The following is a 24,828-nucleotide window of genomic DNA, read 5'->3' on the forward strand; positions in this document are numbered from 1 at the left end:
TGCCACTCAGCCTTTCAATGCCGCGAGATCGTCCACGTTCGTGGTCTCGCGTTTACGGAAGATCGCGACGATGATCGCCAGCCCGATCGCCACCTCGGCGGCGGCCAGCGTCATCACGATGAACACGGCCGTCTGCCCGGTCGGGTCGCCCCACGACCGCGCGAACGCCACCAGCGCGAGGTTCGCGGCGTTCAGCATCAGTTCCACCGACAGGAACACCATGATCGCCGTGCGGCGCGTCAGCACGCCCACCATGCCCAGCGCGAACAGAATCCCGGACAGGCCCAGGTAGAAGGTGGTGGGCACCATCAGGCACGCACCTCCCCTTCACTCATGAGGGCCGGGGCGGCCCCACGCGGCGCGGCGACCCGCTCCTCACGCGCGGCAACCACCGGTTCCTCCAGCTCGTCCGGCACGCCGTCCGGCTGCGCCGCCGGGCGCTGCACGAGCGCCACCGCGCCCACGATCGCCACGAGCAGCAGGATGCTCACCGCCTCGAACGGCAGCAGGAACCGCGTCAGGAGGGTCTCCCCCATCACCAGCGCGGACCCGCCCCGCAGCGCCTCGGCACTCTCGGCCAGCGGGCGCGGGTCCTTGTACGTGAAGGCCAGCACCACGAACGCCCCGGCCAGCAGGGTCCCGCCGATCCCGGCGAGTTCCCGCACGTACGGCACCGGGTCACGCGACGTGACCGGCTGGTTCGCGTTCAGCAGCATGATCACGAACAGGAACAGCACCATCACCGCGCCCGCGTACACGATCACCTGCGTCGCCGCCAGGAACGACGCGTTCAACGTAGCGAACAGACCCGCCACGCACAGCAGCGTCCCCACCAGCCCCAGCGCCGCATGCACCGCGTTCCTCGCAGCAATCGTGATCACCCCACCCACGATCGCCAGCGCGCCCAGCAGGATGAACGCCAGCATCATGGGCGGCCTCCGGCCACGGGTTGTGGGAAGTAGGAAGTGGGCAGTGGGAGGGACACCGGGCGCGGGGCGCGGGGCGCAGGACAACCATCAACTTTCAACCATCGACCATCGACTCTCACGGGTACTTCACTCCTTCCAGTTCCGCGCGGGGCTGCCCTTCGAGCTGGAAGCCCAGGCGGACGGGTTTGCCCTTGCGTTCGGCCTCGCGGCGCTGCGGAATGCTGCCGGTCACGCCGACGAGCATGTCTTCCTTGGCGTACACGAAGTCGCGGTAGCGGTAGTCGGCCATCTCGAACTCGTTGCCCATGACGACCGCGCCGGTGGGGCAGGCTTCCTCGCACATGCCGCAGAAGATGCAGCGCAGCATGTTGATCTCGTACACCTTCGCGTACCGCTCGCCGGGCGACACGGGCGCGGCGGGGTCGTTCTCGGCGGCTTCCACGTAGATGGCGTAGGCGGGGCAGGCGGCGGCGCACAGGCTGCAGCCGATGCACTTCTCCAGATTCGTGCCGGGGTGGCGGGTCAGGACGTGCCGCCCACGGAAACGGGGTTGCAGCGTCGCGCGCTGTTCGGGGTAACTGACGGTCACGGGTTTCTGGAACAGTTTCCCCAGCGTGACGCCCATGCCCTTGGCAATCTCAAGAACGCCCATGGTTGGCTCCTTTGGTGGGGTAGGTGGAGGGCATCAGTCGCCTCCGGCGCGGACGATGTCGCCTTCGGGGCGGATGCTGGGCTGGTTCCACAGGACGCGCACGCGGTCGCTCATGACGAGCAGTGCGAGCACACCCGCGAGGCTGAGGACGCCCAGGAACCACAGGCCGCCGGAGCCGCGGAACGCGAGGAACGCGGCGGTCATGACGGTGTTGGCCAGCGCCAGGGGCAGCACGAGTTTCCAGCCGAAGCGCATCAGCTGGTCGTAGCGCAGGCGGGGAAGGGTGGCGCGGACCCAGATGAACAGGAACAGGAAGAACGCGATCTTCACGATCAGCCAGACCAGCGGCCAGTCGCTGACGCCGGGAATCAGGGCGTTGAGGAACTGTGGGCCTTTCCAGCCGCCGAAGAACAAAGTTGCCATGACGGCGGACGCGGTGATCATGTTCACGTACTCGGCCATCTGGAACAGCGCCCACTTGATCGCGCTGTACTCGGTGAGGTACCCGGCGACGATCTCCTGCTCGGCTTCCGGCAGGTCGAAGGGCGTGCGGTTCGTCTCCGCGAAGGACGAGATGAGGAACAGCACGAAGCCCAGCGACTGGAAGAGGATCATCCAGCCGTTCTGCGCCTGCCAGCCGACGATGCCGTGGAAGGAGGTGGTGCCGACGATCATCAGCAGGCCCAGCAGGCTCAGGCCCATGCCGAGTTCGTAGCTGATCATCTGCGCGCTTGACCGCAGTCCGCCGAGGATCGGGTACTTGCTGCCGGACGCCCAGCCGCCCAGGAAGATGCCGTACACGCCCATGCTGGTCAGCGCCAGCAGCGCGAGGATGCCGGTGTCGAGGTTGTACACCCAGGGGTTCTCGCCGAAGAGGCTCCCGGCGGGTCCGGCGGGCAGGCCCCCGAAGGCGGTCAGGGCCATGCCGATCGCGATGATGGGCGCCAGGGTGTACACCAGCTTGTCGGCCAGGGTGACGGTGACGTCCTCCTTGAAGATGCTCTTGATGGCGTCCGCGGCGGGTTGCAGCAGGCCCATGGGGCCCACGCGGTTCGGGCCGGGGCGCAGCTGCATGCGGCCCAGCAGGCGCCGCTCGATCAGGGTCATGTACGCGAAGGTGGTCAGCAGGCCCAGGACGACCAGCACGGCCTTGAGCAGCGAGATCAGGAGTGTGGCGAGCCAGTCGGGCATCAGTCGTCCCCTCCGGGTTGAGGTGCCGCTGGCGCGACCGGCAGCGTCCAGCCGCCCTCCACGAGGTCGTGGATGCGCTCCACCCAGTCGCGGTCACGGGAGCGCATGCGCTCGGTCCAGAGTTTCGGCGTGTGGGGCGCGGCGGGGGCCACGAACGTGCGGGCGAAGGTGTGCAGCGCGCCGCCCGCCTGGATCCCGGCAGTGTTCACGCCGACCCGTTCGGTCAGCAGGGTCTGCGCGCCGCGCTGCCCGCGCGCGGGGGCCTTCACGCCCAGCGCCTCGGCCAGGGCGGTCAGGGTGCGGATCAGGTCGGCCGCCTCGCCGCTCTGGATCGCGGCGGGGTTCAGGGGCAGCAGGCGCCCTTCCAGGTTCTGGACGGTGCCGCGCTTCTCGTAGTTCGTGACGGCGGGCAGCACCACGTCGGCCTGCTGGGCTGTGGCGGTCAGGTGCGTGTCATGCACGACCGTGAAGCCACCCGCGCGCGTGCCGGGGTCCAGACGGCTGATGAACGCGGCGGGCACCTCGCCCAGGCGTTCAAGGCCCATCCCGCCGGTGCGGGGCACGAGGTTCAGCGCGGCCAGACCGGTGCTGTTCGGCCCGGCGGGAATCGCGATGACCTTCGCCCCGGTGCGTGACGCGAGGTCGGCCAGCAGCGCCGCCGCCGAGCCGCTCGCGCCGCGCAGGGCGTCCGCGCCCAGGATCAGCACGGGCCGTTCGGCACTGTCCAGCAGGGCGCGTACGGCCTTCAGGTCCTCGGTGTCCGGGTGGGCGAGGCGGGTCAGGGCGTTCTCGCCGTTCGCGCTGACGCGGTGCCCGGCGTGCCCCCACAGGCGCGACTCGCCGCCGATCACGGCCAGCCGCTCGGGCTTCCGGGCGGGGCGCTCCACGAGGCGCAGGTCGGCAATGGCGGTGCCGTGCGCGAACTCGGCGGGGAGCAGGCCGCCGCGCAGCATCTCCAGGATGCGCAGTTCCAGCACCGGCGCCTCCTCGCCCAGGTCCGCGCCCAGCACGACGACCGCGTCGGCGGTCGCCACGTCCGTCAGCGTGGCGGTCGGCGCGATGAACACCGAGTGACGCGGGAAGTGATCCACGTGCCGGGCGTTCAGTGCGTCCGCCAGCGCCGCCAGCGCCGCGCCCTCCTCCAGCGTGGCGTCCGCGCCGACGAACAGGCCCAGGTCCGCCAGCGGCAGGCCCAGCAGCCCACGGTTGATCGCGGTGATCGCCTCGTCCCAGGTGGCGGGGACCAGCGCGCCGTCCTCGTCGCGGATCAGGGGGGTGGTCAGGCGTTCCTCGCTGGCGAACGGGTGCCCGAAGCGGCCCGCGTCGCAGATCCACGCCTCGTTCACGTCACGGTTCTCGCCCGCCACGATGCGTTCCAGGCGGCCGTTACGGGCGTCCACCGTGATGCTGCACCCCACCGGGCACAGCGTGCAGGTGGTGGGCGTGTGGTCGTACTCCCAGTTGCGGCCCCGGAAGCGCGCCACGTTGTCCAGCAACGCCCCCACCGGGCAGATGTCCGTGATGTTCCCGCTGAAGCCCGTGGGCAGCCCGCCCTCCTGCGTGTCGATGAAGGTGTGCCCGCCCCGCTCGATGAAGTCCAGCACCTCCTGGCCCGGCACCTCCTCGAAGTACCGCACGCAGCGCTTGCAGTGAATGCAGCGCTCCTGATCCAGAATCACGAAATCAGACAGCGGGTAGTGCTTCTCCGCGTGGCGGCGGTCGAAGCCGAAGCGGCTCGCGCCGTACCCGTACTCGAACGCGCGGTCCTGCAGCTCGCACGCGCCGCCCTTGTCGCAGGTGGGGCAGTCCAGCGGGTGGTTCAGGAGCGTGAACTCCATCATGCCCGCCTGCGCCTTCGCCACGACCTCACTCGTCTTCGCGGTGCGGATGTGCATCCCCTCGGTCGCCTGCATCGTGCAGGACGCCATCGGTTTGGGGAACCAGAAGATCTTCGGCGTGGCCGCGTCCCCCTCCCCTTCCATCACGAACGATCCGTCCGGATTCTTCCGGGGCGAGCCCGACTCCACGAGGCACATGCGGCACGCGCCCACCGGCGAGAGGTACTTGTGCGCGCAGAAGTACGGCACGTCCCCCCCCGCCGAGAACACCGCGTCAATCGCGCTGGTGCCTGCCGGGAGTTCGACTTCGATTCCATCCACATGAACTTTCATTTCCGCACCTCACGGCGGGTGTTGATGGGTGATGGTTGATGGATGATGGAACACCCATTACGCCGCGCCCTCTCCATCAACCATCCTCTATCGACTATCCTCATCAGCTGTCCTTCCAGCGTTTGCGCGCGGGGTACAGGGGCTGCTGCGTCGTCGCCAGGGCGTCGTATTCCTCGCGGAACAGTTTGATGCTGCTCAGGACGGGACCGAGGCAGGCGTCGGCCAGCGCGCAGAAGGAGCGGCCGCCGATGTTGTCACTCATGTCGAGGATGAGTTGCACGTCGCCGGGCTGCCCGCGTCCGGTGACGAGTTTCTGGTACATGCGGGTCATCCAGCTGGAAATGCCTTCGCGGCAGGGGGTGCACTTGCCGCAGCTCTCGTGGCCGTAGAAGCGAACGAGGTTCCAGGTGGCGTTCACGATGCAGTCCGCCTTCGGGATCAGCGTGACCCCGGCGGTGCCGAGCATGCTGCCCGCAGCGGCGACGGACTCGTAGTCCATGGGCGTGTCGAGGATCGCGTCGGTCCAGGGCAGCATGGGGCAGCTGCTCCCGCCGGGAATGATGGCCTTCATCTCCTCGAGGGGGCCGCCGGCCCAGTCGTAGATGAGTTCGCGGAAGGTGGTGCCCAGCGGCAGTTCGTACACGCCGGGCCGCGCGACCGGGCCGGAGATCTGGAAGAGTTTCATGCCCTTGCTCTTCTCGGTGCCCATGCCCGCGTGCCAGTCCGCGCCGTAGCGCAGGATCTGCGTGGCGGCGCAGAAGGTCTCGACGTTGTTGATGGTGGTCGGCAGGCCGTACAGGCCCGCTGCGGCCGGGAACGGGGGCTTGAGGCGCGGGTTGGCGCGCAGCCCCTCCAGCGAGTTCATGAGTGCGGTTTCCTCGCCGCAGATGTACGCCCCGGCCCCGCGGTGCACGAACAGCTGGAAGTCGAAGCCGCTGCCCAGGATGTTCTGCCCCAGCAGTCCGGCTGCACGCGCCTCGTGAATCGCGGCCCACATGCGTTCGGCGGCATGCACGTACTCGCCGCGGATGTAGATGTAGCCCACACTGGCGCGCATGGCGTACGCGGCGATGATCATGCCCTCGATCAGCTGGTGCGGGTCCTCGCTCAGCAGGTAGCGGTCCTTGAAGCTGCCGGGTTCGGACTCGTCCGCGTTGCAGATGATGTAGTGCGGTTTGCCGTCCTTCAGGGGCATGAACGACCACTTCAGGCCGGTGGCGAAGCCCGCCCCGCCGCGCCCGCGCAGGCCGGACTTCTTCACCTCGTCGATCACGGCGTCCGGACCCATCGCGAAGGCGCGTTTCACCGGCTCGTACCCGCCGTTGCGGCGGTAGTAAGGAAGCGTCCAGCTCTCTGCCTGACCGACGTGCGCGTACAGCGTCGGCGCGAAGCGCGGGTCCTTCGCGCTCGTGATCGGCTTCGGGGGGGTGGGGGCCGTGGCGGTCACGCCTCACCCCCGGCCTGTTCCGGCAGGCGGTGCAGGCCCGTCACGCTCGACCCGACCGCCTGCCCGGTCGCCAGCACCTGCCGCCCGTCCGCACCAACCGTCACCGGCACCGGGTTGTCCGGCAGCGGTTGCAGGTCGTTTCGCAGCGACTCCAGAATCCGCGCGCACTTGCCGGGGCCCACGTTCTCGTAGTACCCGTCGTCGTTGATCTGCATCATCGGCGCGGTGCCGCACGAGCCCAGGCACTCGACCTTCTGCACGCTGAACCGCCCGTCCGCGCTGACCTCGCCCGGTTGCACGTCCAGCGTCTCCACGAGGTGATCCCACAGCTCGTCCGACCCGGCCAGCGCGCACATCAGCGTGCTGCACACCTGCAGGTGGTATTTGCCCGTGGGGAGCGTGTGGTACGTGGAGTAGAAGCTCATCACGGACCGCACCTCGGTCGCCGTCGTGCCGCACAGCGCCGCGATCTCCGCCATGCGAGATTCGGACACGAAGCCTTCCGCGTCCTGCACCTCGCGCAGCAGCGGCATCAACGCGCTGCGCCGCCCCTGCGGTGAATCCGGGTAACGGCTGAAGATATCCGCCACCAGTGGTTGTTTCTCAGCGAAGTAACTCATGCAATTTGCCTCTTAAAGTAAAAGCTGGCGGAAGAATATCCAAGAGCTTCTGACGAACTTTCGCTTAGATGGATCAATTCCCAACCAATGCCTCCTAGAGCATTGAGAAATAGATCCAGTCCCGCCTCATCATCTCTTGGTGGATATCCGGCTATTTCAATAATCAAATCCACCATACTCTCCGAGCTAATAGTCTTCTCAGGCAGATAGAGACTAAAATCATCGGGCAGATATTCACTTCCCACTCTGGTCACATAGCGTGCGTATTGCCATCTGATAGCCATTTCTGTCACCGGTCCACGTCGCCCAGCACGGGGTCGATGGTGGCGAGAATGGTGATGAGGTCCGCGAACTGCGCGCCGACGCAGGCGTACTCCAGCGCCTGGAGGTTCACGAAGCTGGGCGCGCGGATCTTCACGCGGTACGGCATGCTGCCGCCGTCGCTGACGATGTAGTACCCGACCTCGCCGCGCGCACTCTCGACCGGGACGTACACCTCGCCGGTGGGGGGGTGAAAGCCTTCCGTGACGAGTTTGAAGTGGTGAATGACTGCTTCCATGCTCGTTTCGAGTTCGTGGCGGGGCGGGAGGCTGATCTTGCGGTTGGGGTCCTTGACCGGGCCGGGTTTGAGGCGCCTGAGGGCCTGCCGGACGATCTTGATGCTCTCGCCGAATTCGAGGAGGCGCATGTTGAAGCGCGCCAGACTGTCGCCGTCGGTGCTGGTGATGACGTTGAAGTCGTAGGTGTCGTAGCCGCAGTAGGGGTTGTCCTTGCGGTGGTCGAGGGGCACGCCGCTGGCGCGCAGGTTGGGTCCGGTGAGGCCCAGGTCGAGGGCGACCTCGGGCGGGATGACGCCGACCCCCTTGGCGCGGTCGAGGAAGATGGGGTTCTGCGCGAACAGGGTGCTGTACTCGGTGACGCCGCGTTCCATCTGGTCGAGGAACTTCTCGACGCGGGCGGGCCAGCCGTCGGGGATGTCGCGGTACAGGCCGCCCACGCGGAAGTACCCCTGGTTCATGCGGTAGCCGCACACAGCCTCGAACAGGTCCTGTAGGGCTTCTTTCTCGCGGAAGGCGTAGAAGAACGGCGTCAGGGCGCCCAGGTCGAGCAGGCCGGTCCCGACGAACACGAGGTGGCTGTGGATGCGCCCGAGTTCGTGCAGGATGATGCGCACGGTGGTGGCCCGCTCGGGCACGTCCGCCCCGAGGAGTTTCTCGACGCTGAGGACGTACGCGAGTTCATGTCCGAAGGAGTGCAGGTAGTCGGTGCGGGGCGCGTACGTGACGCCCTGCTGGTAGGTGCGGTTCTCGAAGGTCTTCTCGAAGCCGGTGTGCAGGTACCCCATGTGCGGCGTGACTTTCACGACGTACTCGCCGTCCATGTCCACCACGAGCCGCAGCACGCCGTGCGTACTGGGGTGCTGCGGGCCGACGTTCAGGCTCATGATCTGCGTGTGCATCTGCCCTTCGGTCTGGCCGTGCAGGCGCTCGGCGCTCGTGGATTCCTGATGGTCGGGCTGCATCTGCTCGGGGGCCAGCGTCCCGCCGGGCGCCTGCGCGCCGTGCGTGGGGGCCGGACGGCTGGGCTGGTTGGTGCTGGTCTTGTCGGTGGTGGTCACTTCGGCCCTCCTTCCGGCATGACGGGTGGGGTGCGGTCCTCGCCGTGGCCCCGGCGCAGTTCGCCGCGGTACCCGGTGAGGCCGCTGCTCTGTCCGGTCAGTCCGGCGCGGAAGGCGGCGGGGTCCAGGAAGCGGCCGTCGCGGAACAGGGTGGGTGTCTCGCCCAGCGGGAAGTCCTTGCGCAGCGGGTGCCCTTCGAGGTCGTCGGGCGTGAGGACCTTGCGCAGGTCGGGGTGCCCGGTGAAGGACACGCCCATCAGGTCGTACACCTCGCGTTCCAGGTAGTTCGCGGCGCGCCAGATGGGGTACAGGCTGGGCAGGACCTCGCCGTCGTCGAGCCAGACGCGCAGGAAAAGGCGGCGGTGGTCGCGCGGGTGGTAGATGTTGTGCAGCACCGCGAACCGCTTGGGGCGGGGTTCGGTGTACGTGCTGTAGTCCAGGCCGACGGTGTCCATCAGCATGAACCCGTGGTCCTTGAGGGTCTGCGCGGCGCGCAGCAGGTCGCCGGGCGTGACGAGAGCGGTGGGTTCGGCGGCGTGGTCCTCGGTCAGGCCCAGCTCGGCGATCAGGCCCGTCACGTCGCGGCTCGTCACGTTGCGGCTGGGCGCAGCCGGGGCAGCAGGTGCGGCGGCGGGCGTGACGGCCGGTGCGGCGCTGGTGCTGGACTGCGCGACGCCCTCGCGGCCCATGGGTCTGGCGTCTGCGGGTTTCAGCGGGTCCATGCGTCCACCATGGGCAGCTGATGGCCCAACTGGTCGAAGGCCTCGCCGCGCACCTTCTTCTGCAACTGCATCACGGCGTAGATCAGCGCCTCGGGGCGCGGGGGGCAGCCGGGCACGAAGATGTCCACCGGGACCACGCTGTCCACGTTCTGCACGATCGCGTAGTTGTTGAACATGCCCCCGCTGCTGGCGCAGGCGCCCATGCTGATCACCCATTTCGGGTCGGGCATCTGGTCGTACACGCGCCGCATGACCGGCGCCATCTTCTTGCTCAGGCGCCCGGCGACGATCATCACGTCCGCCTGCCGGGGAGAGGCGCGGAATACCTCGCTCCCGAAACGCGCCAGGTCGTTGCGCCCGTCGGTGCTGCTCATCATCTCGATCGCGCAGCACGCCAGCCCGAACGTCGCGGGCCACAGGCTGTTACTGCGCCCCCACGCGACCAGCTTTTCCAGGCTGGAAAACAGAATCCCCTCGGACTCCAGCTCCTGCCAGTCCTTCTCGAACAGTTCCTTCAGTGGCATGTGCGCACCTCCTGTGCGGGGAGATGGTCGATGGTCGATGGTTGATAGACAACGTGCGTCTCTCCATCAACCATCAACTTTCTCCTATCAACAGCCCTCACGCCCATTCCAGCACCTTCTTTTTCAGCACGTACACGTACCCGACGAGCAGCAGCAGGACGAAGGTGATGGCTTCGAAGAAGGCGAAGGGGATGAGTTTCTGGTAGGCGACGGCCAGGGGGTAGAAGAAGGCGGTTTCGATGTCGAAGATGATGAACAGCATGGCCACGAGGTAGAAGTGGACGGGGAAGCGCTGGCCGGTGCCGACGCCGCCGCGTTCGGGGTCGTTGCCGCTTTCGTAGGCCATGAGTTTGGTGCGGCTGGCCTTCTTGGGGCCGAGGAGGGCGCTGGCGAGGACGGCGACGATGCCGATGCCGAGCGCGACGAGCAGCATGATGACGAAGTTGGCGTATTCGATGTTCGGTCTCCTTTCTGGGTCTGCGCCGCCCTCCACAACCTGCTCGTGAAAAACGGCACTAGGATCTGGAAAAAAAGAGAAATCCTGAAACGAACTGCACTTCTGAACTGTTGGTACACCCTGTTTTATCACGGTTCACACGACACGCAGGCACAAACAGCCAACCCCGCCCCCGTCAGGCCCACGTCTGCACCCACACCCGCACCACCGGCGGCATGTGCGCCCCGCCGACGAGACAGACAGTGGCACAGTGACGACATGCCCAGACCCACCCTCCTGCTGACCCTCGCCGCCCTGACCCTGGGCGCCGCGCACGCCGTCCGCGTTCCGGACTTCCTGAACCGCGTGGACCGCATCACCACCCGGCCCTTCTGCCAGACCTTCGGCTGCCACGCCCAGCCCGTCACGGTCGGCCCGGACGCCACCTACCGCTCCGTGACGCTCACCACGTACCGCTACGAGATCCAGAAGATCTTCGGGCAACTGACCATCCGCCGCATGCAGGACGGGTACGTGTACGACATGCACCTCACCGCCGCCGCGTACCCCCTGACCGACGTGCAGGCCCGCGCGTTCTCCCTGCTGACCCGCGACCTGCTGGACGTCACCTTCAGCCGGGCGCAGTTGAACACCTGCCTGAACGAAGCGCGGCAGGACGATCAGGGCGGCTTCCTGACCCTGGTGGATCAGTGGGCCGTCGGGTGCAGCCTGATTCCGCAGGACGGCTCGTTCAAGAGCGTCATCACCATCTGGCCGATCGGCTGACCCACTCCGTGGACCACCGACCGAAGAGCAGGCAACCGCTGTGAACGGCCCCTCCACCAGCTTTCCGGAGGTCGCCTTCCCGCGTCCCCCCTACCCGTTTACACCAGTTCGACGAAGTCGTCGTCCTCGGCGTCCTGCGCCAGGGGCAGCGTGAAGTAGAAGGTGGCGCCCTTGCCGCGTTCGGATTCGACCCAGATCTGCCCGCCGTGTTCCTCGACGGCCAGTTTGCAGAAGGCGAGGCCCATGCCGGTGTCGAAGCGGCCGTGCAGGGTCAGGCGGGACTGTTCGAACGCGGCGAACAGGTTGGGAATGTCGTCGGCGGGGATGCCCTCGCCGTCGTCGCGGACGGTGACCTGTACGGCGTCGGGGGTGCCCTTGACGCCCACGAGGATCAGGCCGCCGGTGCTGGTGTGTTTCAGGGCGTTGCTGATCAGGTTCGCCAGGACGCGGCGCAGGATTTCCGGGTCGACGCTGGCGGGGCTCAGGTCGGGTTCGACCTCGACGCGGATGTGGCGGTCGCGCAGGCCGCTGCCGACGTCCCCGCGGGCGAGGTCGATGACCTCGCGGAACATGGGGGTGAACATCAGTTCGCGTTTGAGGTTCATCTTGCCCGCCTGGATCTTGCGGACGTCGAGCATGTTCACGGTGAGGTGCAGCAGGTGCTGGGTTTCGTCGCGGGCGACTTTCAGCAGTTCGCGGTTGTCTTCGGGCACGCGGGGGTCTTCCTGCACGATCTCCAGGAGGCCCATGACGGCCGCGATGGGGTTTTTCAGGTCGTGGACGAGCATGTGGACCAGCTGGTCGCGGACGCGTTCCTCGTGTTCCCAGGTGTCCATGCGGCGTTGCAGGGTGGCGACGCGGCCCAGCGTGTCGCGGAACTGCTGCGCGCGGCCCAGCAGCGCGCGGACCTGCAGGGCGAGCGCTTCGGGGGGCGTGACGTCGCTGATCAGGGCGTCGGCGCCCGCGCCGAGCATCTCGCCCAGGCCCTGCGAACCGACGGCCAGCCAGTGCGTGCCGCCCAGTTCGGCGCGCTGGCGGAGCATGGGGAGCACCTGATGCAGGGGCACGCCTGGGGTGTCGGTGTACAGCAGGGCGACGTCGGGGATGGTGACGTGCGATTCGCGCATCAGGAATTCGGCGTGGGGGGCGTGGACGACGTTCACGCGCGGCAGGTGGGCCCGCAGCGCGTGCGCGCGGGCTTCCTGGGACGTCACGACAAACACGGTGGGCGGTTCGGGAGTCGTCATGAACTGCTGTCCAGTCTACCCCGCGCGGGCGGGCGACCGTGACGCGCTTCCCTCTTGCGTGTGTGCGCGCGGCTCTAGACTGTGGGGATGCTGCCCGCCCGCTCGCCCTTCGCCCGTCTGGAGGGGTTCCTGCGGGACACGCTGGGGAGCGGGGCGACGCGCCTGCACGAGGAGTGGCCGCAGGACGCGCGGACGGTGGCGGCGTCGGGGCTGGGCTGGAGCGACGCGGTCACGCGGGGCTTCGGCTTTCCGGAGGTGTTCGCGCATCAGGCGCGCACGTACGAGCTGATGCGGGACGGGCGGCACGTGATCATCACGACGCCCACCGCGAGCGGCAAGACCGGCGCGTTCTTCCCCGGCGTGTTCGACCGGCTGGAACGCGACCCGCACGCGACGGCGCTGTTCGTGTACCCGCTCGTGGCGCTGGGGCAGGATCAGCGGGACAAGCTGCTGGCTTTCCGGGAGCGCGGGGGCTTCCCGTGGGAGGTGGCGGCGTTCCAGGGCAGCGCGCAGGGTTCGGCGGTGTTCCGGCCCGGCGTGCGGATGGTGACGGCCACGCCGGACAAGCTGCACTGGTCGCTGACGCAGCCGGGCGTGCGGGAGTTCCTGCGGAACCTCTCGTTCCTGGTGCTGGACGAGGCGCACACGTACCGGGGCGGGTTCGGCAGCGAGGTGGCGGGCATGCTGCGCCGCCTGCTGGCGCTGGCGCGGGCGCTGGGCGCGGACCCGCAGGTGATCCTGAGCACCGCGACCATCGGGAACCCGGCGGAGTTCGCGCGGGAACTGACGGGCGTGGACGCCGTGGAGGTCAGCGAGTCGGGTGCGGCGCGGCACGGCAAGCGGTTCGTGCTGGCGGACCACAGGGGGCAGCCGAGGCGCTTCTGGAACGCGGTGATGGACGCCAGCGAGCGGTACGACCTGAAGGTCCTGGCGTTCTTCCGGGGGCGGTCGCGGGCGGCGCGGCTGTACTCCACGTACCGGGGGCAGCCGCAGTACGCGCGCCGGGCGCACCTGTACATGGCGGGCACCAGTGACCGCGAGGGGCGCCTGTCCGAGTTCCGCCGGGCCCGGAGCGGGGTGATGTTCGCCACGAACGCCCTGGAGGCCGGGGTGGACATCGGGGATCTGGAGGTCGTGATCATCGACGGGTACCCGGGAAGCCGCATGGCGTTCCGGCAGATGGCGGGCCGGGCGGGGCGGATCGCGCCAGGGCTGGTGCTGTACCTCCCGGCGCTGAACGAGCAGGGTGTGCCGCAACCGGCAGACGCGTTCTACAGCAACGCGGGGAACTTCCTGGAGTTGCTGACCGGCCCGATCGAGAAGGCGGTCGTGGAGGCGCACAACCCGTACCTGTCGCCCCGGCACGCGGCCCGCGCGAACGACGAGTTCACGGCCGCCGGACTGCCCGCCCCGCACGAGGCGCAACCCAGCCCGCGCTACTGGAACCTGCGCGGCGAGGGCAGCCTGAAGTTCGCGGTGGTCGAGGCCACAGAGTGGGAACGGCACGGCGCGCGGGCGCTGGACGCGCCGCTGGAGAGTCCCAGCCAGCACTACGCCCTGACCGAGAAGCACGAGGGCGCGGTGTTCACGCTGGACGGGCAGGGCTACAAGGTGCTGCGCTGGGAGGAACACCCGGCGGGCACCGCGATCCTGGTCGAGAAGCACGACGCCGCGAACCTCTTCACGCGCGGCCTGTACGCCATCGAGGTCACCCCGGCCCGCATGGGCGAGTGGGAGCGGCGCGGCCCGCTGGCCTTCCGGCACGGCGAGGTCGTCATCCGCAGGCGGTACACCGGCTACCAGATGCTCCGGCAGGTGTTCGAGCGGGTGTGCGTCGGCTGCGACCGCGAGCCGGGCGAGACCGAGCGCAGCTGCGCCCGCTGCGGGGGCCGCATCCAGGACCGCATGCAGGACCACAAGCTCTCCGAGCACCTGTACGAGCAGCCCACCGAACTGCCGCCCTTCCGCACGAGCGCGCTGGAGGTCGGCGTGGACCCGCGCGCCACCGAGCGGCCCACCGCCGTGGCGCACACCCTCAAGCACCTGCTGCAGAAGGTCACGCCCGAACGCGTGGCGTGCGACGAGAACGACCTGGCGGGCGCGTTCCGCGAGGGGCGCGACACTTACTTCTTCCTGTACGACGACTGGCTGGGCGGCCTGGGCGTCGCCCGGCGGGCGTTCGAGCACATGGACGACCTGCTCCAGCGGGCACTGGACCTGACGAGCAAGGCGTGCTGTCAGCAGGCGCAGGGGTGCTTCGAGTGCATCGCGGTCAGCCGGTGCTTCTCGCCCACGCTGCCCAGCGGCGAGCGGCGCCCCACCGACAAGCTCGCCACCCGCGCGTTCCTGCAGGGCATTCCCGGCCTGACCGTCCGCCCCGCCGAGGTGCCCGTGCCCGACGCGGACGACCTCCCGCCCACCCTGCCGGACAGCGCGCCGCTGCCGGACGTTCCGGCGCTGCCGCCCAGCTGGCCCACGCAGGCGCGGGAACTGCTGGACCTGCACGGCCTGTCCCTGCCGGAGGTCAGCGCCCGCCTGGGCATCCCCAGCCGCGAACTGCAGCGCGCCGTGAGCACCACCCAGCCGCTGCGGCTGCGGCACCCGAAGTTCGGCGAGGGCGTGTTCATGCAGGGCTTCCATCAGGGCGAGCGGCGCGAGGTGCTGCTGTACTTCCCCGGCGTGGGCCAGAAGCGGCTGCTGCTGAAGTTCGCGGGCCTGACCGTCATCGAGGCGGCGCCCACACCCGTATCTTGACCTGCGGCGCCGGGCACCCCTATACTCGTACCCGCCTGAAACACACCGTTTCGGCAGCAGTACAGGGATATGGTGTAATGGCAGCACAACAGATTTTGGATCTGTTTGTCTAGGTTCGAATCCTAGTATCCCTGCCAGACCCAGCGGCCCCCGGAGCGATCCGGCGGGCCGCTTCTGCTGTCCCCTCTGCTGCCATCCCTGACCCCGTAGTCCCATTTCTGATCGGCCGATCATGAGCCGCGTCACGTTCCAGCTCATGTTGAGTCAGCCTGCCTTCACCGCCCGTCAGGTGACCTTCCTTACCATTCAGGGCAGGACAACACCCCCGGTCTCCACGCACTCCCGCACGGCGAGAATCACCGCGCGGCGGAGATCCGGCCCGTCCCCTGGAGCCCCCCATGAAGAAGCCCGCCCTGCTGCTCGCCCTGACCGCTTCCATCCTCGGTGCCGCCACCCCCGCCCTCGCCGCGCCCAAGCTGAGCGCGCAGAGCATCATCGTGAACCCCGTCCCCACCGACCTGAGCGTGAAGGTCTGGGTGGACCGCGACACCAGCGGCGACCGCACCCCCGTGTACCGCGTCGGCGACCGCATCAGCATCAGCACCACCGTGAACGAGGACGCGTACGTGTACCTGTTCAACATCAACCCCGACGGCACCACCGACCAGATCCTCCCCAACCGCCTGAGCAGCAGCGCCTACGTCCGCGCCGGGCAGACCCGCACCTTCCCCGCCCAGGGCGACAACTTCGTGTTCAACATCAGCGGCCCGCGCGGCATCAACAAGGTCCTCGTGATCGCCAGCCGCACCCCGCTCGACCTCGACCAGCTCAGCAGCTACCGCCAGGGCGAGACCTTCGCCACCGTGCAGCCCAGGACCCAGGCGGGCTTCGCGCAGGCGCTGAGCATCGTCGTGAACCCCGTCGAGCAGCCCGTTCCGCAGCAGAACTGGACCAGCGACACCGTCCGCTACAGCGTCGGCCGCTAAGCACAGCACCCGGCAGCGCGCCCCCCGTCGTGGACCGGGGGGCGCGGTTTCGTCGGTCCCGTTTCCGTCCGTGCGGGCGCGGGGGCGCTGGTAGACTCGGCGCACATGCCCAGCCGTACCGACGCCGTTCAGGAGGCCGTCACGCACATCCAGGCGTGGCTGGCCCACGCTCCCCCGCCCGGCGAGGCGATCGTGCGTCAGGCGATCGTGCTGCGGCTGCTGCACGCGGCGGGGTTCGACATCTGGAATCCGGCGGAGGTCGTGCCGGAGGAGACGAACGGCACCGGGCACCGCGCGGACTTCCTGATCCGGGCGGGCAGCGGCACGTTCGCGCTGGAACTCAAGGGCATGGCCGTCACGCTGGGCCCGCGGGACTACCAGCAGGTCGTCACGTACGCCGCCAGCGAGAAGACCCCCTGGGCGGTCCTCACGAACGGGCGGGTGTGGGCCGTGCTGGACCGCCTGCACCAGCCGGGCGGGACCTTCGAGGAACACGAGGTGCTGCGTCTGGAACTGGGCCGCGAGCCGCAACCGTTCGCGGATGATTTCGCGCTGCTGTTCGACCCGGCCGTGTGGCGCGCCGATGGAGCGCGGGCGGCGGTGGCGCGCGTGCAGGCGCAGCAGCAGCGCCGCCTGGACGAGGCGCGCATCCTGCGGGAGAAGACCCCGGTCGTGGCGGACGTGCAGCGGCAGTTCGGGATCGCGTCCTTCGCGCTGGCGGCGCAGGCGGCCGCCGAGATGAACCGCGTCACGCAGCAGGAACGGGACGTGCTGCTGGGCGCACAGACACCTGCGAACAGCGCAGAGCCAGCCGGGGGTGTGCGCTTCTCGTTCCGCGCGCTGGGCTGCGCGGCGCAGGCCCTCTACCTGCCGGGCGGGACGTGGCGGCTGCTGGCGGGCAGTCAGTGTGCGGCGCGCCGCCGGGACGAACCGGGCTGGCAGAAGTTCATGGCGCGGCGGGACGCCTGGGTGGCCGACGGCACGCTGCGCCCCCTGGACGACGCCCGGCTGGAACTCACCCGCGACCTGGACATGAAATCCGCGTCAGAGGCCGCCGCGATGGTCTGCGTGCGGCCCGTGAACGGCTGGGACGCCTGGAAGGACGCGCAGGGCCGCCCGGCGCAGCACTGGCGCTGATCCTCAGCGTTTCGTGTCGCTGCTGTGGTCGTAGCGGCGGTAGATGAGTTTCTGCACGACCGCGTCGCCCAGCGCGGGGAACAGACCTTCCAGCCACACCAGGGGCCGGTACAGGCGCGGGACGATGGTCTCGGCCCTGGGTTGCAGCAGGACGCGGGCCACGGCGCGGGCGACGACCTCGGGGCCGGGCATGGGGAGGCGGGCGCTGGCGGTCATCTCGCTCCTGACGAAGCCGGGGGCGACCAGGCTGACGTGCACGCCGGTCCCGAGCAGTTCGCGCCGCAGCGCGAGGCTGAAGCCACGGATGCCGAACTTGCTGGCGGAGTACATGCCGTTCGTCGCGGCCCGCCCGGCGACCGAGCCGATGTTCAGGATGTGGCCGCTGCCGCGCGCCTGGAATTCCGGCAGGACCAGCCGCGTGAGTTCGATGGGGGCCTCCAGGTTCACGCGCAGGACGCGCAGGGGGTCGGTGTCGTCCCACCACCAGCCTTTCTCGATGGTCACGCCCGCGTTGTTGATCAGGACGTCGATGTGCCCGTAGTGCGCGTGGGCCGCCGCGATGAGTGCGCGGCGCGAGGCGTCGTCCGTGACGTCCGTGGGGACGGCCAGCACGCGGGCGCCGCTGGGGTCCAGCTGCCGCGCCAGGGCGTGCAGGTCGTCGGCGCGGCGGGCGGCGATCACCAGCGCGTAGCCCAGGCCCGCGAGTTCCGTGGCGGTGGCCCGGCCGATCCCGCTGGACGCCCCGGTCAGGAGCACGACGGGCCGCGCGGTGGGGTGGCTGGGGACAGGCTGGGTCATAGGGGTGATGGTATCCCCAAGGGCCACTCAGGTGCGCGTCAGCGGCGCGCCGGACACTGGGGGGATGATCCGCCGTCACCTGCCTCACGCGCTGCTGGGAGGCCTGCTGCTGGGCTCCGCCCTGGCCGCCACGTCCATTCCCAGTCTGCCCCCCTCGCCCAGCGTGCCCGTCCCGGTGTCCCCGGCGCCGCTGGAGGAGATCCCGCCCATCTCACCCCTGACCCCGGCGCCGCGCCCGGTCACGCCCGCTGCCCCTTCGACTGGCAGTGCGGCGCAGCCGGTGACACCGGGCGATCCGCTGTTCGCCTCTCAGTGGAACCTCGCGCTGATCCGTATGCCGCAGGCGTGGGCGCTGGAACGCAGCGCGCCCGTGACCGTGGCGGTACTGGACACCGGGTTCGTACGCAGCGCGGAACTGGGCGCGCGGGCCGTGAACGGCTACGACTTCGTCAGTGACGCCGGGCGCGCCGGGGACGGCAGCGGGCGGGACGCGGACGCCAGCGCCGTCGGGACCTTCGCGTACCACGGCGAGGTGATCGCCAACCTGATCGGCGCGGCGCACGACGGGCGCGGCATGGCGGGCATCAACCCGCAGGCGCGGATCGTGCACGTGCGCGTGGCCGACACCGAGGGCACCATCACCGTCCCGGACCTCGTGGACGGCCTGAAGTGGGCCGCCGGGATTCCCGTGCCGGGCGTGCCCGCCAACCCGAACCCGGCGAAACTGCTGAACCTCAGCCTGTTCGCGGACTTCATTCCCCTGACCGGCTGCGACGCGCGCGTCCAGGCTGCCGTGGACGCCGTCACCGCGCGCGGCGCGCTGGTCATCGCGGGCGCCGCGAACGACGGGAAGGACGCGGGTGGGTACTCCCCTGCGGGGTGCCGCAACGTCCTGACCGTCACCAGCGTCGGCGAGGACGGACAGCGGCCCGCGTACGCGAACTGGGGCCGCAGCGTCGCCCTGGCCGCGCCCGGCGGCGACCCTGCGCGCGGCATTCCCACCGTCAGCGTGAGCGGTCCCGGCGGGCAGCGCGCCCCGAACGGCACCAGCTTTGCCGCGCCGCACGCGACCGGCGTCGCCAGCCTGCTGCTGGGCGTCCGCCCGAAACTCAGCCCGGCGCTGCTGCGCTCGTACCTGACGGGCAGCGCGACCCCCTTCCCCGGTGGGCGCTGCGACCCGCAACCCGGCCACACCTGCGGCGCGGGCACCCTGAACGCCGAAGGCGCCCTGAAACGCGCCCTGGCCTCCAGCCTCGGCAAGTGACAGCGGTTTCCAGTTCCATTGAAGGGCCAAAAGCACGCCCTTCAACTCCACCTCCAACCGCTGATGGCGGCAGATTCTCGCTCCGCTCGTTTCAGGAAGACTGAGAAAACCCCTCAGTCTCCCTGAACGCTGCTGTGAGATGAACGGTGAGGTGGGAGGTGACGCGGGACCACCGGCCCCCCACCCGCCCCGTACCCTGGGGGGCATGAGGTTCCCGCGATGAACGCGCCCGCGTGGCGCATCTGGCTCGTGACCGCCCTGGTGATCGGCTGGGGCATCCTGACCATCCGTTTCGCCAGCAAGCAGGAGTGGCCCATGGCCCTGCTGTGCGTCGTCCTGCTCGTCAGCAACGGCGTCACCCTGTACCGCCTCACGAAGAACGGCAAGTAACCCGGTACAGCAGAAACCCCCGCGCGTGGCGGGGGCTTTGCTGTGTGGTGTGCCCGAAGGGATTCGAACCCCTGGCCTTCTGATCCGTAGTCAGACGCTCTATCCAGCTGAGCTACGGGCACGTCCTGTGTGGTGCGGCTGGAGCTCTTTGCTCAGCCGAAAGAGATTACAGGGTCGGGGCGGAAATTGCAAGTGGGGGTGAACGGGCCTGGGCAGGAATGCTCAGACGGGGTGAAAACAGCGAACCCCCGCGCGGGGCGGGGGCTCTTGTCTGGTGTGCCCGAAGGGATTCGAACCCCTGGCCTTCTGATCCGTAGTCAGACGCTCTATCCAGCTGAGCTACGGGCACATCCTGTTGGCTGCATTCAACGTGTGGCGCGTTGAATGGTGGCGAAGAGGGAGGGATTCGAACCCTCGATACCTTGCGGTATACACCCTTAGCAGGGGTGCGGTTTCAGCCACTCACCCACCTCTCCAGTCCGGTTGTCATGTTTTGGCGAGGGGTGAGGGATTCGAACCCCCGGTAGGTTGCCCTACTACGGTTTTCAAGACCGTTGCCTTCAACCACTCGGCCAACCCCCCCTGCATGGCGGGGCGCGCCGTCGCTGAACTCAGGCGCGAGGGGAAGTATAAGAGGGGGGGCGCGTCCTGTCAAATGTCGGTCAGGGGCGGCGGCGCAACCACGTGAGGAGGGGCAGGGCCAGCAGGGGCAGCGCGGCCAGTGCCCAGCGGCCGGGGTGGGGGCTGGGGCGGGGGGCGTGGGCCTCGCCGCGCAGCAGGGCGTGCAGGGCGTCCTCGTGGGGGGTGCGGGGTGGCGCGGGGCGGGCAGCGGGCGGGAGGGTCAGGTCGGCGTGCAGGGTGTCCTCGCGGTACCGGTTTTCCAGGGGGTGGCCGCTGTGCGCGGCGCGGTCCAGTCCGGCCTGCCGCAGTTCGTCGGGGGTGCCGTCCGTGACCCAGGGAGTCAGGGCCAGGAAGCCGGGGCGTGGGTCGGTCAGGACGTAGCTGCGTAGACCGGGGGCTTCCTCGGCGGGGCCGGTGATGCCGCTCTGCCCGTCGAAGGTCAGGTCCAGGAGGTTCCCGACGACCATGGGGTTCACGGCGTACGGGATCTGGCGCTGGGCGGTGACCTGCCAGCTGCTTTCCAGCCACGCGACGGGCTGGTCGCGCAGGTGCGCGGGGTCGGGCGGGAGGCCCTCCTTGGCCGTCCAGGGCGAGCCGTTCGCGTCGGGTTGCAGCAGGACGGTGCAGCCCTGCGCGGCCAGTGACCCGATGACGTCCGCGCGGAACGCGTCGAGGCTGATGGCGACGCCCAGGTCCCCGGCGGGCGTGGGAAACACCCGCAGCTCATTCAGGTCGCCGGGGGTGAGGTCCACGCCGCCACCCTCCTCGTCGGGGGTGAGGTGCACCTTGTCGGTCACGCCGATCAGGTCGCCGTGTGGGTCGAGCAGGACGGTCTGGTTCGTCAGGATGCCGGGCGCGCGGCGCAGGGTGTTCCCGTGGCGCGTGTAGCGGGGCATGGGCGCGCTGCCGCAGCAGAGGTACACGCCGTACTCACGGGCCAGGTCGCGGCAGGTGTGCAGGTACAGTTCGGTGTTCGCGTCGATGCCCGCCAGTTGCAGCGCGCGGATGGGTGACACCCGTTCGCGCAGCAGGACCGGCAGGGCGCGCGGCAGCCGCGCGAGGAACAGCGCCAGCGCCACCCGCTCGAAGGTCCGCAGGCGCAGCGCCCACCCGCCGCCGCGCAGCACGAGCGGCAGGCCGTTCAGTTCGGTCAGCACGACGAGGTTCACGCCGCCCGGCTTCAGGTGCGGGCGGGCCATGTCCAGCTGCGCGCGCATCCAGCGGCGGAACGCGTCGGGGGTCGTGAAGTCGCGCGCACTCCAGTGGGGTTGCACGGCGACCGCGCGGACGTGCCTCGGGGGCTGCGGGGTGGGGGCAGTCATGATCCGCAGCGTAGCGGGTGCGGCGGGGAACGCGGGGCGCGAATGCGTGAGGCGGGGTGGCTGCACAGCGGCCCGGCGCGGCCCCGCGCGGGTCCGTATGCTGGGGCATGCCTGCACCCTCCGGCCCGGACCTGCCGACCTTCGAGTGGCTGGGGGACGCCGCGCTGAACGTCCGCACGCTCCTGGCCCGCGAACTGTACGCCAGCCTGCGCGCCCACCCACTGCCGGGCGTGCAGGAGGCGGTGCCCGCGCTGGACCTGCTGACCCTGCTGCTGGACGCCCCCACGGCGGGCGAGGCGGTGCAGGAGACCGTGGCGGCCCGACTGGCGACCCTGACCCCGGCGCCGGGCGGGTCGGGGCGGACGCTGGTGGTGCCCGTGACTTTCGACGGGCCGGACCTGGACTGGTGCGCGGCGCACGCGGGCCTGGACCGCGCGGCCTTCGTGGCGGCGCTGTGCGCGGCGCAGCTGGAGGTGGCGTTCCTGGGCTTCACGCCGGGCTTCGCGTTCCTGACCGGCCTGCCCGAGCCGCTGCGCATGCCGCGCCTGGACGCCCCGCGCGAGCGGGTCCCGGCGGGCAGCGTCGCGCTGGGCGGCCCCTGGGCCGGCGTGTACCCGCGTGAGACGCCGGGCGGCTGGCGACTGGTGGGCCGCACGCCCATGAACTTCTTCGACCTGTCCCGCGCGGCCCCGGTCCCGTGGCGGCCCGGCGACCGGGTGCGCTTCGAGGCCCGCGCGTGAGCCCCTCGCGGGGCGGCGCGGTCGGGGCGACCGTCCTGCGGCCCGGCGTGCAGAGCAGCGTGCAGGACGCCGGGCGGCGCGTGCGGGCGCTGGGCGTCCCGGCGGGCGGCGCGGCGGACCCGGTCGCCCGGCGGCTGGCGAACGCCTTGGTGGGCAACGCGCCGGACGCGGCGGGCCTGGAGGTCACGCTGGGCGGCCCGACGGTCCTCTTTCACGAGGCGGCGCTGATCAGTCTGTGCGGCGCGCCGTTCGACGCGACGCTGGACGGCGCGCCGCTGCCGCTGTGGCGGGCCGTCCAGGTGCAGACCGGGCAGACCCTGACGGTCGGCGGGACCGCGCGGGGCCTGCGGGCCTTCCTGGCGGTGCGCGGCGGTCTGCACGGGCATGAGGTGTTCGGCAGTCGCGCCACGGACCTACGTGCGGGTTTCGGCGGGGTGCAGGGGCGGGCGCTGCGGCCCGGCGATCACCTGACATGGTCTCCCCTGCCCGCGCAGGCGGCGCGGCGGGCGTTCATCGCGCCGGACCTCCGCACGCCCACCGGGCCCCACCACGAGCTGCGGGTGCTCGGCACGGGCGACCTGACGGCCGACCTGCGCGAGTCGCTGCTGGCGCGGCCCTTCACGGTCAGTCCGCAGGCGGACCGCATGGGCGCCCGCCTGACCGAGTCCGTCGCGGCCCCGCGGGACCCGGCGCGGCCCAGCGTCCCGAACGTGCCGGGCCTGCTGCAACTGCCACCCGACGGCCGCCCGATCCTGCTGCTGCCCGACGCGGGCACGCACGGCGGGTACCCCACGCCGCTGGTCGTGATCACGGCGGACCTGCCCCGCCTGGGCCAGTTGCGCCCCGGCGACACTCTGACCCTGCGCGAGGTGACCCGCGAGGACGCCCACGCCGCGCACCTCACGCAGGAACGAGCGCTGCGGCAGGCGGAGTGGATGCTGAGACAGGCAGTGGTGAGTGGGAAGTAGGGAGTGGAACGGCGTCTGTCCCACTCCCCACTTCCTGCTTATTTCAGTGCGGCTTCCAGGGGCAGGTCGTGCCCGTGGGCGAGGGCGCGCAGGTCGTCCGGGGTGACGGGAGCGGGGGTCACGTCGGGCGTGAGGGGCTGGCCGCGCAGGTCGTTCGCGCGGCCGATGGTGACGCTCAGGCCCCGGTCACCGCTGATGGCGCCGATCACGGTCACGGTGTTCCCGACGCCGTAGCTGCGTTCCCCGGTCAGGGTGGCCCCGGTCTGCGCGGCCAGTTGTGCGACGATCTCGGAGGCGCTGGCGGACCCCTCGTTCACGAGGATGGTCAGTCGGCCCGTCCAGCGGGCGGGGGTGCCGACGCCCAGGACCGGGCTGGTCGGGGCGCAGTTCACGCCCGCGAGCACCTGCCCGTTCCGGTACGCGTAGGTGACGTCCTGCCCGTCCAGGGTCTCGATGGTCTCCCCGGCGCGGTCGCCGACCAGGGCGCCGGCCACGCCGATCGCCTCGGACAGCAGGCCGCCGCCGTTGCCGCGCAGGTCGAGGATCAGGTGGGTCGCGCCCGCGCGATGCGCGCCCCCGATCAGGGCGTGCACCTGCTGCGCGACGCCGGACGTGGCGAAGGTCGGCAGGCGCAGCAGCACGGTGCCGGGCGCGACGGTGCGCGCGTACGGCAGGGGCGCGCTGCTGAGGACGCGGGGCGTGACGGTCGTGCTGGCGGTCGTCTCGGCGCCCGCCTGCGCGCGGCGGTACGTGACGGTCACGGGCGCCCCGGCGGCGCTGGCCTGCCCCAGCAGCGTGCTCAGGCGCGCGGCGTGCGCCGCGTCGCTGTCCCCGGGCTGGCGGGTCAGGGGCTGCCCGCCGATGCTCAGCAGGGTGTCGCCGCGCGTCAGTCCGGCCTGCGCGGCGGGCCACTCCGGGAACGCGTCGAGCAGCACCGCGCCATCCTCGCCGGGCACCGCCGCCCAGCGCACGCCCAGGCGGGGCGTGGGGGTGGGCGCCGCGCTCAGGCTGTCCCGGAACGCCCTGAACCCGGCGGCGTCCAGGAAGTAGGTGTGTCCGTCGCGCACGCCGTCCACGTAGTCGTTCATGAACGCGTCGGTCTGCGTGGTCAGGTCGGCGGCGCGCAGGTTCCCGAACGCCGTGCGGGCGCCCGTTTCGGCCTGCTCGTGCAGCGCCTGGAGGTCCACGCCGGACTCGCCCCAGTAGCTGCCGTTGATGGCCTCGCGCACGTCCAGCAGCTGGTCGAACAGGCTGGGGGTCGCCTGGGCGCGCAGCGGCGCGCGGAGGTTCACGCCCATCAGCCCGGCCGGGCCGCCCAGCGCGGACAGCCACTCGGGGTTCAGGACGCAGCTGGGCCTTGCGGGCCGGGTGGCGCGCGGGACGGTGGGGACGTCGTCACCCGGGACGGGCGGCGCGGGCGTGGGCGTACAGGCGGCCAGCAGCAGCGGCAGCAGCAGGAGTCGGGCGCGGGTCACGCCTGCATTGTCACGCGGGCCGGGTGACTA

At 70.2% G+C, this 24,828-nt stretch carries 24 protein-coding genes and 5 tRNA genes; 9 read left to right on the top strand and 20 right to left on the bottom strand.

Annotated elements, in window-relative coordinates; all coding sequences use genetic code 11:
• Nucleotides 1–6: 6 nt before the first annotated feature.
• The 12 genes from nuoK to EXW95_RS08300 form a co-directional block, all read right to left on the bottom strand.
• Nucleotides 7–309, bottom strand: a complete 303-nt coding sequence (gene nuoK / locus EXW95_RS08245; protein ID WP_174367042.1) for an NADH-quinone oxidoreductase subunit NuoK — start codon at nucleotides 307–309, stop codon at nucleotides 7–9.
• Nucleotides 309–929, bottom strand: a complete 621-nt coding sequence (locus EXW95_RS08250; RefSeq protein ID WP_174367043.1) for an NADH-quinone oxidoreductase subunit J — start codon at nucleotides 927–929, stop codon at nucleotides 309–311. The genes nuoK and EXW95_RS08250 overlap by 1 nt, the downstream gene beginning before the upstream one ends.
• Before the next feature lie 115 nt (nucleotides 930–1,044).
• On the bottom strand, nucleotides 1,045–1,581 hold the full coding sequence (gene nuoI / locus EXW95_RS08255; protein WP_174367044.1) for an NADH-quinone oxidoreductase subunit NuoI: 537 nt from the start codon (nucleotides 1,579–1,581) through the stop codon (nucleotides 1,045–1,047).
• A gap of 33 nt (nucleotides 1,582–1,614) precedes the next feature.
• The gene (nuoH, locus tag EXW95_RS08260) at nucleotides 1,615–2,772 is read right to left on the bottom strand and encodes an NADH-quinone oxidoreductase subunit NuoH (protein WP_174367045.1); all 1,158 of its coding nucleotides are present in this window, start codon (nucleotides 2,770–2,772) and stop codon (nucleotides 1,615–1,617) included.
• Nucleotides 2,772–4,943, bottom strand: a complete 2,172-nt coding sequence (gene nuoG, locus EXW95_RS08265) for an NADH-quinone oxidoreductase subunit NuoG (RefSeq protein ID WP_174367046.1) — start codon at nucleotides 4,941–4,943, stop codon at nucleotides 2,772–2,774. The genes nuoH and nuoG overlap by 1 nt, the downstream gene beginning before the upstream one ends.
• 103 nt (nucleotides 4,944–5,046) lie before the next feature.
• Nucleotides 5,047–6,390, bottom strand: a complete 1,344-nt coding sequence (gene nuoF, locus EXW95_RS08270; RefSeq protein ID WP_174367047.1) for an NADH-quinone oxidoreductase subunit NuoF — start codon at nucleotides 6,388–6,390, stop codon at nucleotides 5,047–5,049.
• Nucleotides 6,387–7,010 (bottom strand): NADH-quinone oxidoreductase subunit NuoE, encoded by a 624-nt coding sequence (gene nuoE, locus EXW95_RS08275; protein ID WP_174367048.1) that lies wholly within the window; start codon nucleotides 7,008–7,010, stop codon nucleotides 6,387–6,389. The genes nuoF and nuoE overlap by 4 nt, the downstream gene beginning before the upstream one ends.
• The gene (locus EXW95_RS08280; protein WP_174367049.1) at nucleotides 7,007–7,264 is read right to left on the bottom strand and encodes a hypothetical protein; all 258 of its coding nucleotides are present in this window, start codon (nucleotides 7,262–7,264) and stop codon (nucleotides 7,007–7,009) included. Before EXW95_RS08280 ends, nuoE begins: the two co-directional genes overlap by 4 nt.
• A 35-nt stretch (nucleotides 7,265–7,299) precedes the next feature.
• Nucleotides 7,300–8,469: an NADH dehydrogenase (quinone) subunit D gene (nuoD, locus tag EXW95_RS08285; protein WP_254605844.1), complete on the bottom strand. Its 1,170-nt coding sequence runs from the start codon at nucleotides 8,467–8,469 to the stop codon at nucleotides 7,300–7,302.
• A gap of 155 nt (nucleotides 8,470–8,624) precedes the next feature.
• Nucleotides 8,625–9,350 carry an NADH-quinone oxidoreductase subunit C gene (locus tag EXW95_RS21045; RefSeq protein ID WP_256435009.1) on the bottom strand — a complete coding sequence of 242 codons (726 nt, stop codon included), beginning with the start codon at nucleotides 9,348–9,350 and terminating at the stop codon, nucleotides 8,625–8,627.
• On the bottom strand, nucleotides 9,338–9,874 hold the full coding sequence (locus tag EXW95_RS08295; protein WP_055362413.1) for an NADH-quinone oxidoreductase subunit B family protein: 537 nt from the start codon (nucleotides 9,872–9,874) through the stop codon (nucleotides 9,338–9,340). The genes EXW95_RS21045 and EXW95_RS08295 overlap by 13 nt, the downstream gene beginning before the upstream one ends.
• Nucleotides 9,875–9,971: 97 nt before the next feature.
• Complete coding sequence (locus EXW95_RS08300) at nucleotides 9,972–10,307, bottom strand: NADH-quinone oxidoreductase subunit A (RefSeq protein ID WP_174367050.1); 336 nt, start codon at nucleotides 10,305–10,307, stop codon at nucleotides 9,972–9,974.
• A gap of 282 nt (nucleotides 10,308–10,589) precedes the next feature.
• Between EXW95_RS08300 and EXW95_RS08305 the strand changes: the two genes are divergently transcribed.
• Nucleotides 10,590–11,096 carry a hypothetical protein gene (locus tag EXW95_RS08305; RefSeq protein WP_174367051.1) on the top strand — a complete coding sequence of 169 codons (507 nt, stop codon included), beginning with the start codon at nucleotides 10,590–10,592 and terminating at the stop codon, nucleotides 11,094–11,096.
• A 98-nt stretch (nucleotides 11,097–11,194) separates the two neighbouring features.
• Here the strand turns inward: EXW95_RS08305 and EXW95_RS08310 are convergent, their stop codons facing one another.
• A complete protein-coding gene (locus EXW95_RS08310; RefSeq protein ID WP_174367052.1) occupies nucleotides 11,195–12,343 on the bottom strand; it encodes a HAMP domain-containing sensor histidine kinase in 1,149 nt (382 codons plus the stop codon).
• Between the two features lie 87 nt (nucleotides 12,344–12,430).
• Between EXW95_RS08310 and EXW95_RS08315 the strand changes: the two genes are divergently transcribed.
• The 4 genes from EXW95_RS08315 to EXW95_RS08330 all read left to right on the top strand — a co-directional run bounded on the left by EXW95_RS08315 (nucleotide 12,431) and on the right by EXW95_RS08330 (nucleotide 17,220).
• Nucleotides 12,431–15,097 carry a DEAD/DEAH box helicase gene (locus EXW95_RS08315; RefSeq protein ID WP_174367053.1) on the top strand — a complete coding sequence of 889 codons (2,667 nt, stop codon included), beginning with the start codon at nucleotides 12,431–12,433 and terminating at the stop codon, nucleotides 15,095–15,097.
• A 63-nt stretch (nucleotides 15,098–15,160) separates the two neighbouring features.
• Nucleotides 15,161–15,234, top strand: a tRNA-Gln gene (locus EXW95_RS08320).
• A gap of 261 nt (nucleotides 15,235–15,495) precedes the next feature.
• Complete coding sequence (locus EXW95_RS08325; RefSeq protein ID WP_174367054.1) at nucleotides 15,496–16,083, top strand: DUF4384 domain-containing protein; 588 nt, start codon at nucleotides 15,496–15,498, stop codon at nucleotides 16,081–16,083.
• A 105-nt stretch (nucleotides 16,084–16,188) separates the two neighbouring features.
• Nucleotides 16,189–17,220: a DUF4357 domain-containing protein gene (locus EXW95_RS08330; RefSeq protein WP_174367055.1), complete on the top strand. Its 1,032-nt coding sequence runs from the start codon at nucleotides 16,189–16,191 to the stop codon at nucleotides 17,218–17,220.
• 3 nt (nucleotides 17,221–17,223) lie between these two features.
• Here EXW95_RS08330 and EXW95_RS08335 read toward each other — a convergent pair whose 3' ends face one another.
• Nucleotides 17,224–18,018, bottom strand: a complete 795-nt coding sequence (locus tag EXW95_RS08335; RefSeq protein WP_174367056.1) for an SDR family oxidoreductase — start codon at nucleotides 18,016–18,018, stop codon at nucleotides 17,224–17,226.
• A gap of 64 nt (nucleotides 18,019–18,082) precedes the next feature.
• On the opposite strand from EXW95_RS08335, the gene EXW95_RS08340 reads away from it, so the two are divergent.
• Together EXW95_RS08340 and EXW95_RS08345 are read left to right on the top strand one after the other, a co-directional pair.
• Entirely contained in the window at nucleotides 18,083–19,282 is a 1,200-nt protein-coding gene (locus tag EXW95_RS08340) for a S8 family serine peptidase (protein ID WP_174367057.1), read from the top strand.
• A 219-nt stretch (nucleotides 19,283–19,501) separates the two neighbouring features.
• Entirely contained in the window at nucleotides 19,502–19,672 is a 171-nt protein-coding gene (locus tag EXW95_RS08345) for a hypothetical protein (RefSeq protein WP_169796847.1), read from the top strand.
• A gap of 45 nt (nucleotides 19,673–19,717) precedes the next feature.
• On the opposite strand, the gene EXW95_RS08350 is transcribed toward EXW95_RS08345, so the two are convergent.
• The 5 genes from EXW95_RS08350 to EXW95_RS08370 form a co-directional block, all read right to left on the bottom strand.
• Nucleotides 19,718–19,794: transfer RNA gene (locus tag EXW95_RS08350), tRNA-Arg, on the bottom strand.
• Between the two features lie 150 nt (nucleotides 19,795–19,944).
• Nucleotides 19,945–20,021, bottom strand: a tRNA-Arg gene (locus EXW95_RS08355).
• Nucleotides 20,022–20,060: 39 nt separating this feature from the next.
• Nucleotides 20,061–20,148: transfer RNA gene (locus EXW95_RS08360), tRNA-Ser, on the bottom strand.
• An 18-nt stretch (nucleotides 20,149–20,166) separates the two neighbouring features.
• Nucleotides 20,167–20,254: transfer RNA gene (locus tag EXW95_RS08365), tRNA-Ser, on the bottom strand.
• 80 nt (nucleotides 20,255–20,334) lie between these two features.
• Nucleotides 20,335–21,615: a nitrilase-related carbon-nitrogen hydrolase gene (locus EXW95_RS08370; RefSeq protein ID WP_174367058.1), complete on the bottom strand. Its 1,281-nt coding sequence runs from the start codon at nucleotides 21,613–21,615 to the stop codon at nucleotides 20,335–20,337.
• A 107-nt stretch (nucleotides 21,616–21,722) separates the two neighbouring features.
• Here EXW95_RS08370 and EXW95_RS08375 point away from each other — a divergent pair, with 107 nt between their 5' ends.
• Both EXW95_RS08375 and EXW95_RS08380 read left to right on the top strand, forming a co-directional pair.
• Nucleotides 21,723–22,355 carry an allophanate hydrolase subunit 1 gene (locus EXW95_RS08375; RefSeq protein ID WP_174367059.1) on the top strand — a complete coding sequence of 211 codons (633 nt, stop codon included), beginning with the start codon at nucleotides 21,723–21,725 and terminating at the stop codon, nucleotides 22,353–22,355.
• Nucleotides 22,352–23,323, top strand: a complete 972-nt coding sequence (locus EXW95_RS08380) for a biotin-dependent carboxyltransferase family protein (RefSeq protein ID WP_174367060.1) — start codon at nucleotides 22,352–22,354, stop codon at nucleotides 23,321–23,323. The genes EXW95_RS08375 and EXW95_RS08380 overlap by 4 nt, the downstream gene beginning before the upstream one ends.
• A gap of 38 nt (nucleotides 23,324–23,361) precedes the next feature.
• Here EXW95_RS08380 and EXW95_RS08385 read toward each other — a convergent pair whose 3' ends face one another.
• Complete coding sequence (locus tag EXW95_RS08385; protein ID WP_174367061.1) at nucleotides 23,362–24,798, bottom strand: S41 family peptidase; 1,437 nt, start codon at nucleotides 24,796–24,798, stop codon at nucleotides 23,362–23,364.
• Nucleotides 24,799–24,828 lie beyond the last annotated feature (30 nt).

The organism is Deinococcus sp. JMULE3, assembly GCF_013337115.1.
GTDB lineage: Bacteria > Deinococcota > Deinococci > Deinococcales > Deinococcaceae > Deinococcus.

What these genes read in the sequence shown, in the direction of transcription:
- nuoK (WP_174367042.1), bottom strand. Translation starts at nt 309, where the DNA reads ATGGTGCCCACCACCTTCTACCTGGGCCTGTCCGGGATTCTGTTCGCG.
- EXW95_RS08250 (WP_174367043.1), bottom strand. Translation starts at nt 929, where the DNA reads ATGATGCTGGCGTTCATCCTGCTGGGCGCGCTGGCGATCGTGGGTGGG.
- nuoI (WP_174367044.1), bottom strand. Translation starts at nt 1,581, where the DNA reads ATGGGCGTTCTTGAGATTGCCAAGGGCATGGGCGTCACGCTGGGGAAA.
- nuoH (WP_174367045.1), bottom strand. Translation starts at nt 2,772, where the DNA reads ATGCCCGACTGGCTCGCCACACTCCTGATCTCGCTGCTCAAGGCCGTG.
- nuoG (WP_174367046.1), bottom strand. Translation starts at nt 4,943, where the DNA reads ATGAAAGTTCATGTGGATGGAATCGAAGTCGAACTCCCGGCAGGCACC.
- nuoE (WP_174367048.1), bottom strand. Translation starts at nt 7,010, where the DNA reads ATGAGTTACTTCGCTGAGAAACAACCACTGGTGGCGGATATCTTCAGC.
- nuoD (WP_254605844.1), bottom strand. Translation starts at nt 8,469, where the DNA reads ATGCACACGCAGATCATGAGCCTGAACGTCGGCCCGCAGCACCCCAGT.
- EXW95_RS21045 (WP_256435009.1), bottom strand. Translation starts at nt 9,350, where the DNA reads ATGGACCCGCTGAAACCCGCAGACGCCAGACCCATGGGCCGCGAGGGC.
- EXW95_RS08295 (WP_055362413.1), bottom strand. Translation starts at nt 9,874, where the DNA reads ATGCCACTGAAGGAACTGTTCGAGAAGGACTGGCAGGAGCTGGAGTCC.
- EXW95_RS08300 (WP_174367050.1), bottom strand. Translation starts at nt 10,307, where the DNA reads ATGCTGCTCGTCGCGCTCGGCATCGGCATCGTCGCCGTCCTCGCCAGC.
- EXW95_RS08305 (WP_174367051.1), top strand. Translation starts at nt 10,590, where the DNA reads ATGCCCAGACCCACCCTCCTGCTGACCCTCGCCGCCCTGACCCTGGGC.
- EXW95_RS08310 (WP_174367052.1), bottom strand. Translation starts at nt 12,343, where the DNA reads ATGACGACTCCCGAACCGCCCACCGTGTTTGTCGTGACGTCCCAGGAA.
- EXW95_RS08315 (WP_174367053.1), top strand. Translation starts at nt 12,431, where the DNA reads ATGCTGCCCGCCCGCTCGCCCTTCGCCCGTCTGGAGGGGTTCCTGCGG.
- EXW95_RS08325 (WP_174367054.1), top strand. Translation starts at nt 15,496, where the DNA reads ATGAAGAAGCCCGCCCTGCTGCTCGCCCTGACCGCTTCCATCCTCGGT.
- EXW95_RS08330 (WP_174367055.1), top strand. Translation starts at nt 16,189, where the DNA reads ATGCCCAGCCGTACCGACGCCGTTCAGGAGGCCGTCACGCACATCCAG.
- EXW95_RS08335 (WP_174367056.1), bottom strand. Translation starts at nt 18,018, where the DNA reads ATGACCCAGCCTGTCCCCAGCCACCCCACCGCGCGGCCCGTCGTGCTC.
- EXW95_RS08340 (WP_174367057.1), top strand. Translation starts at nt 18,083, where the DNA reads ATGATCCGCCGTCACCTGCCTCACGCGCTGCTGGGAGGCCTGCTGCTG.
- EXW95_RS08345 (WP_169796847.1), top strand. Translation starts at nt 19,502, where the DNA reads ATGAACGCGCCCGCGTGGCGCATCTGGCTCGTGACCGCCCTGGTGATC.
- EXW95_RS08370 (WP_174367058.1), bottom strand. Translation starts at nt 21,615, where the DNA reads ATGACTGCCCCCACCCCGCAGCCCCCGAGGCACGTCCGCGCGGTCGCC.
- EXW95_RS08375 (WP_174367059.1), top strand. Translation starts at nt 21,723, where the DNA reads ATGCCTGCACCCTCCGGCCCGGACCTGCCGACCTTCGAGTGGCTGGGG.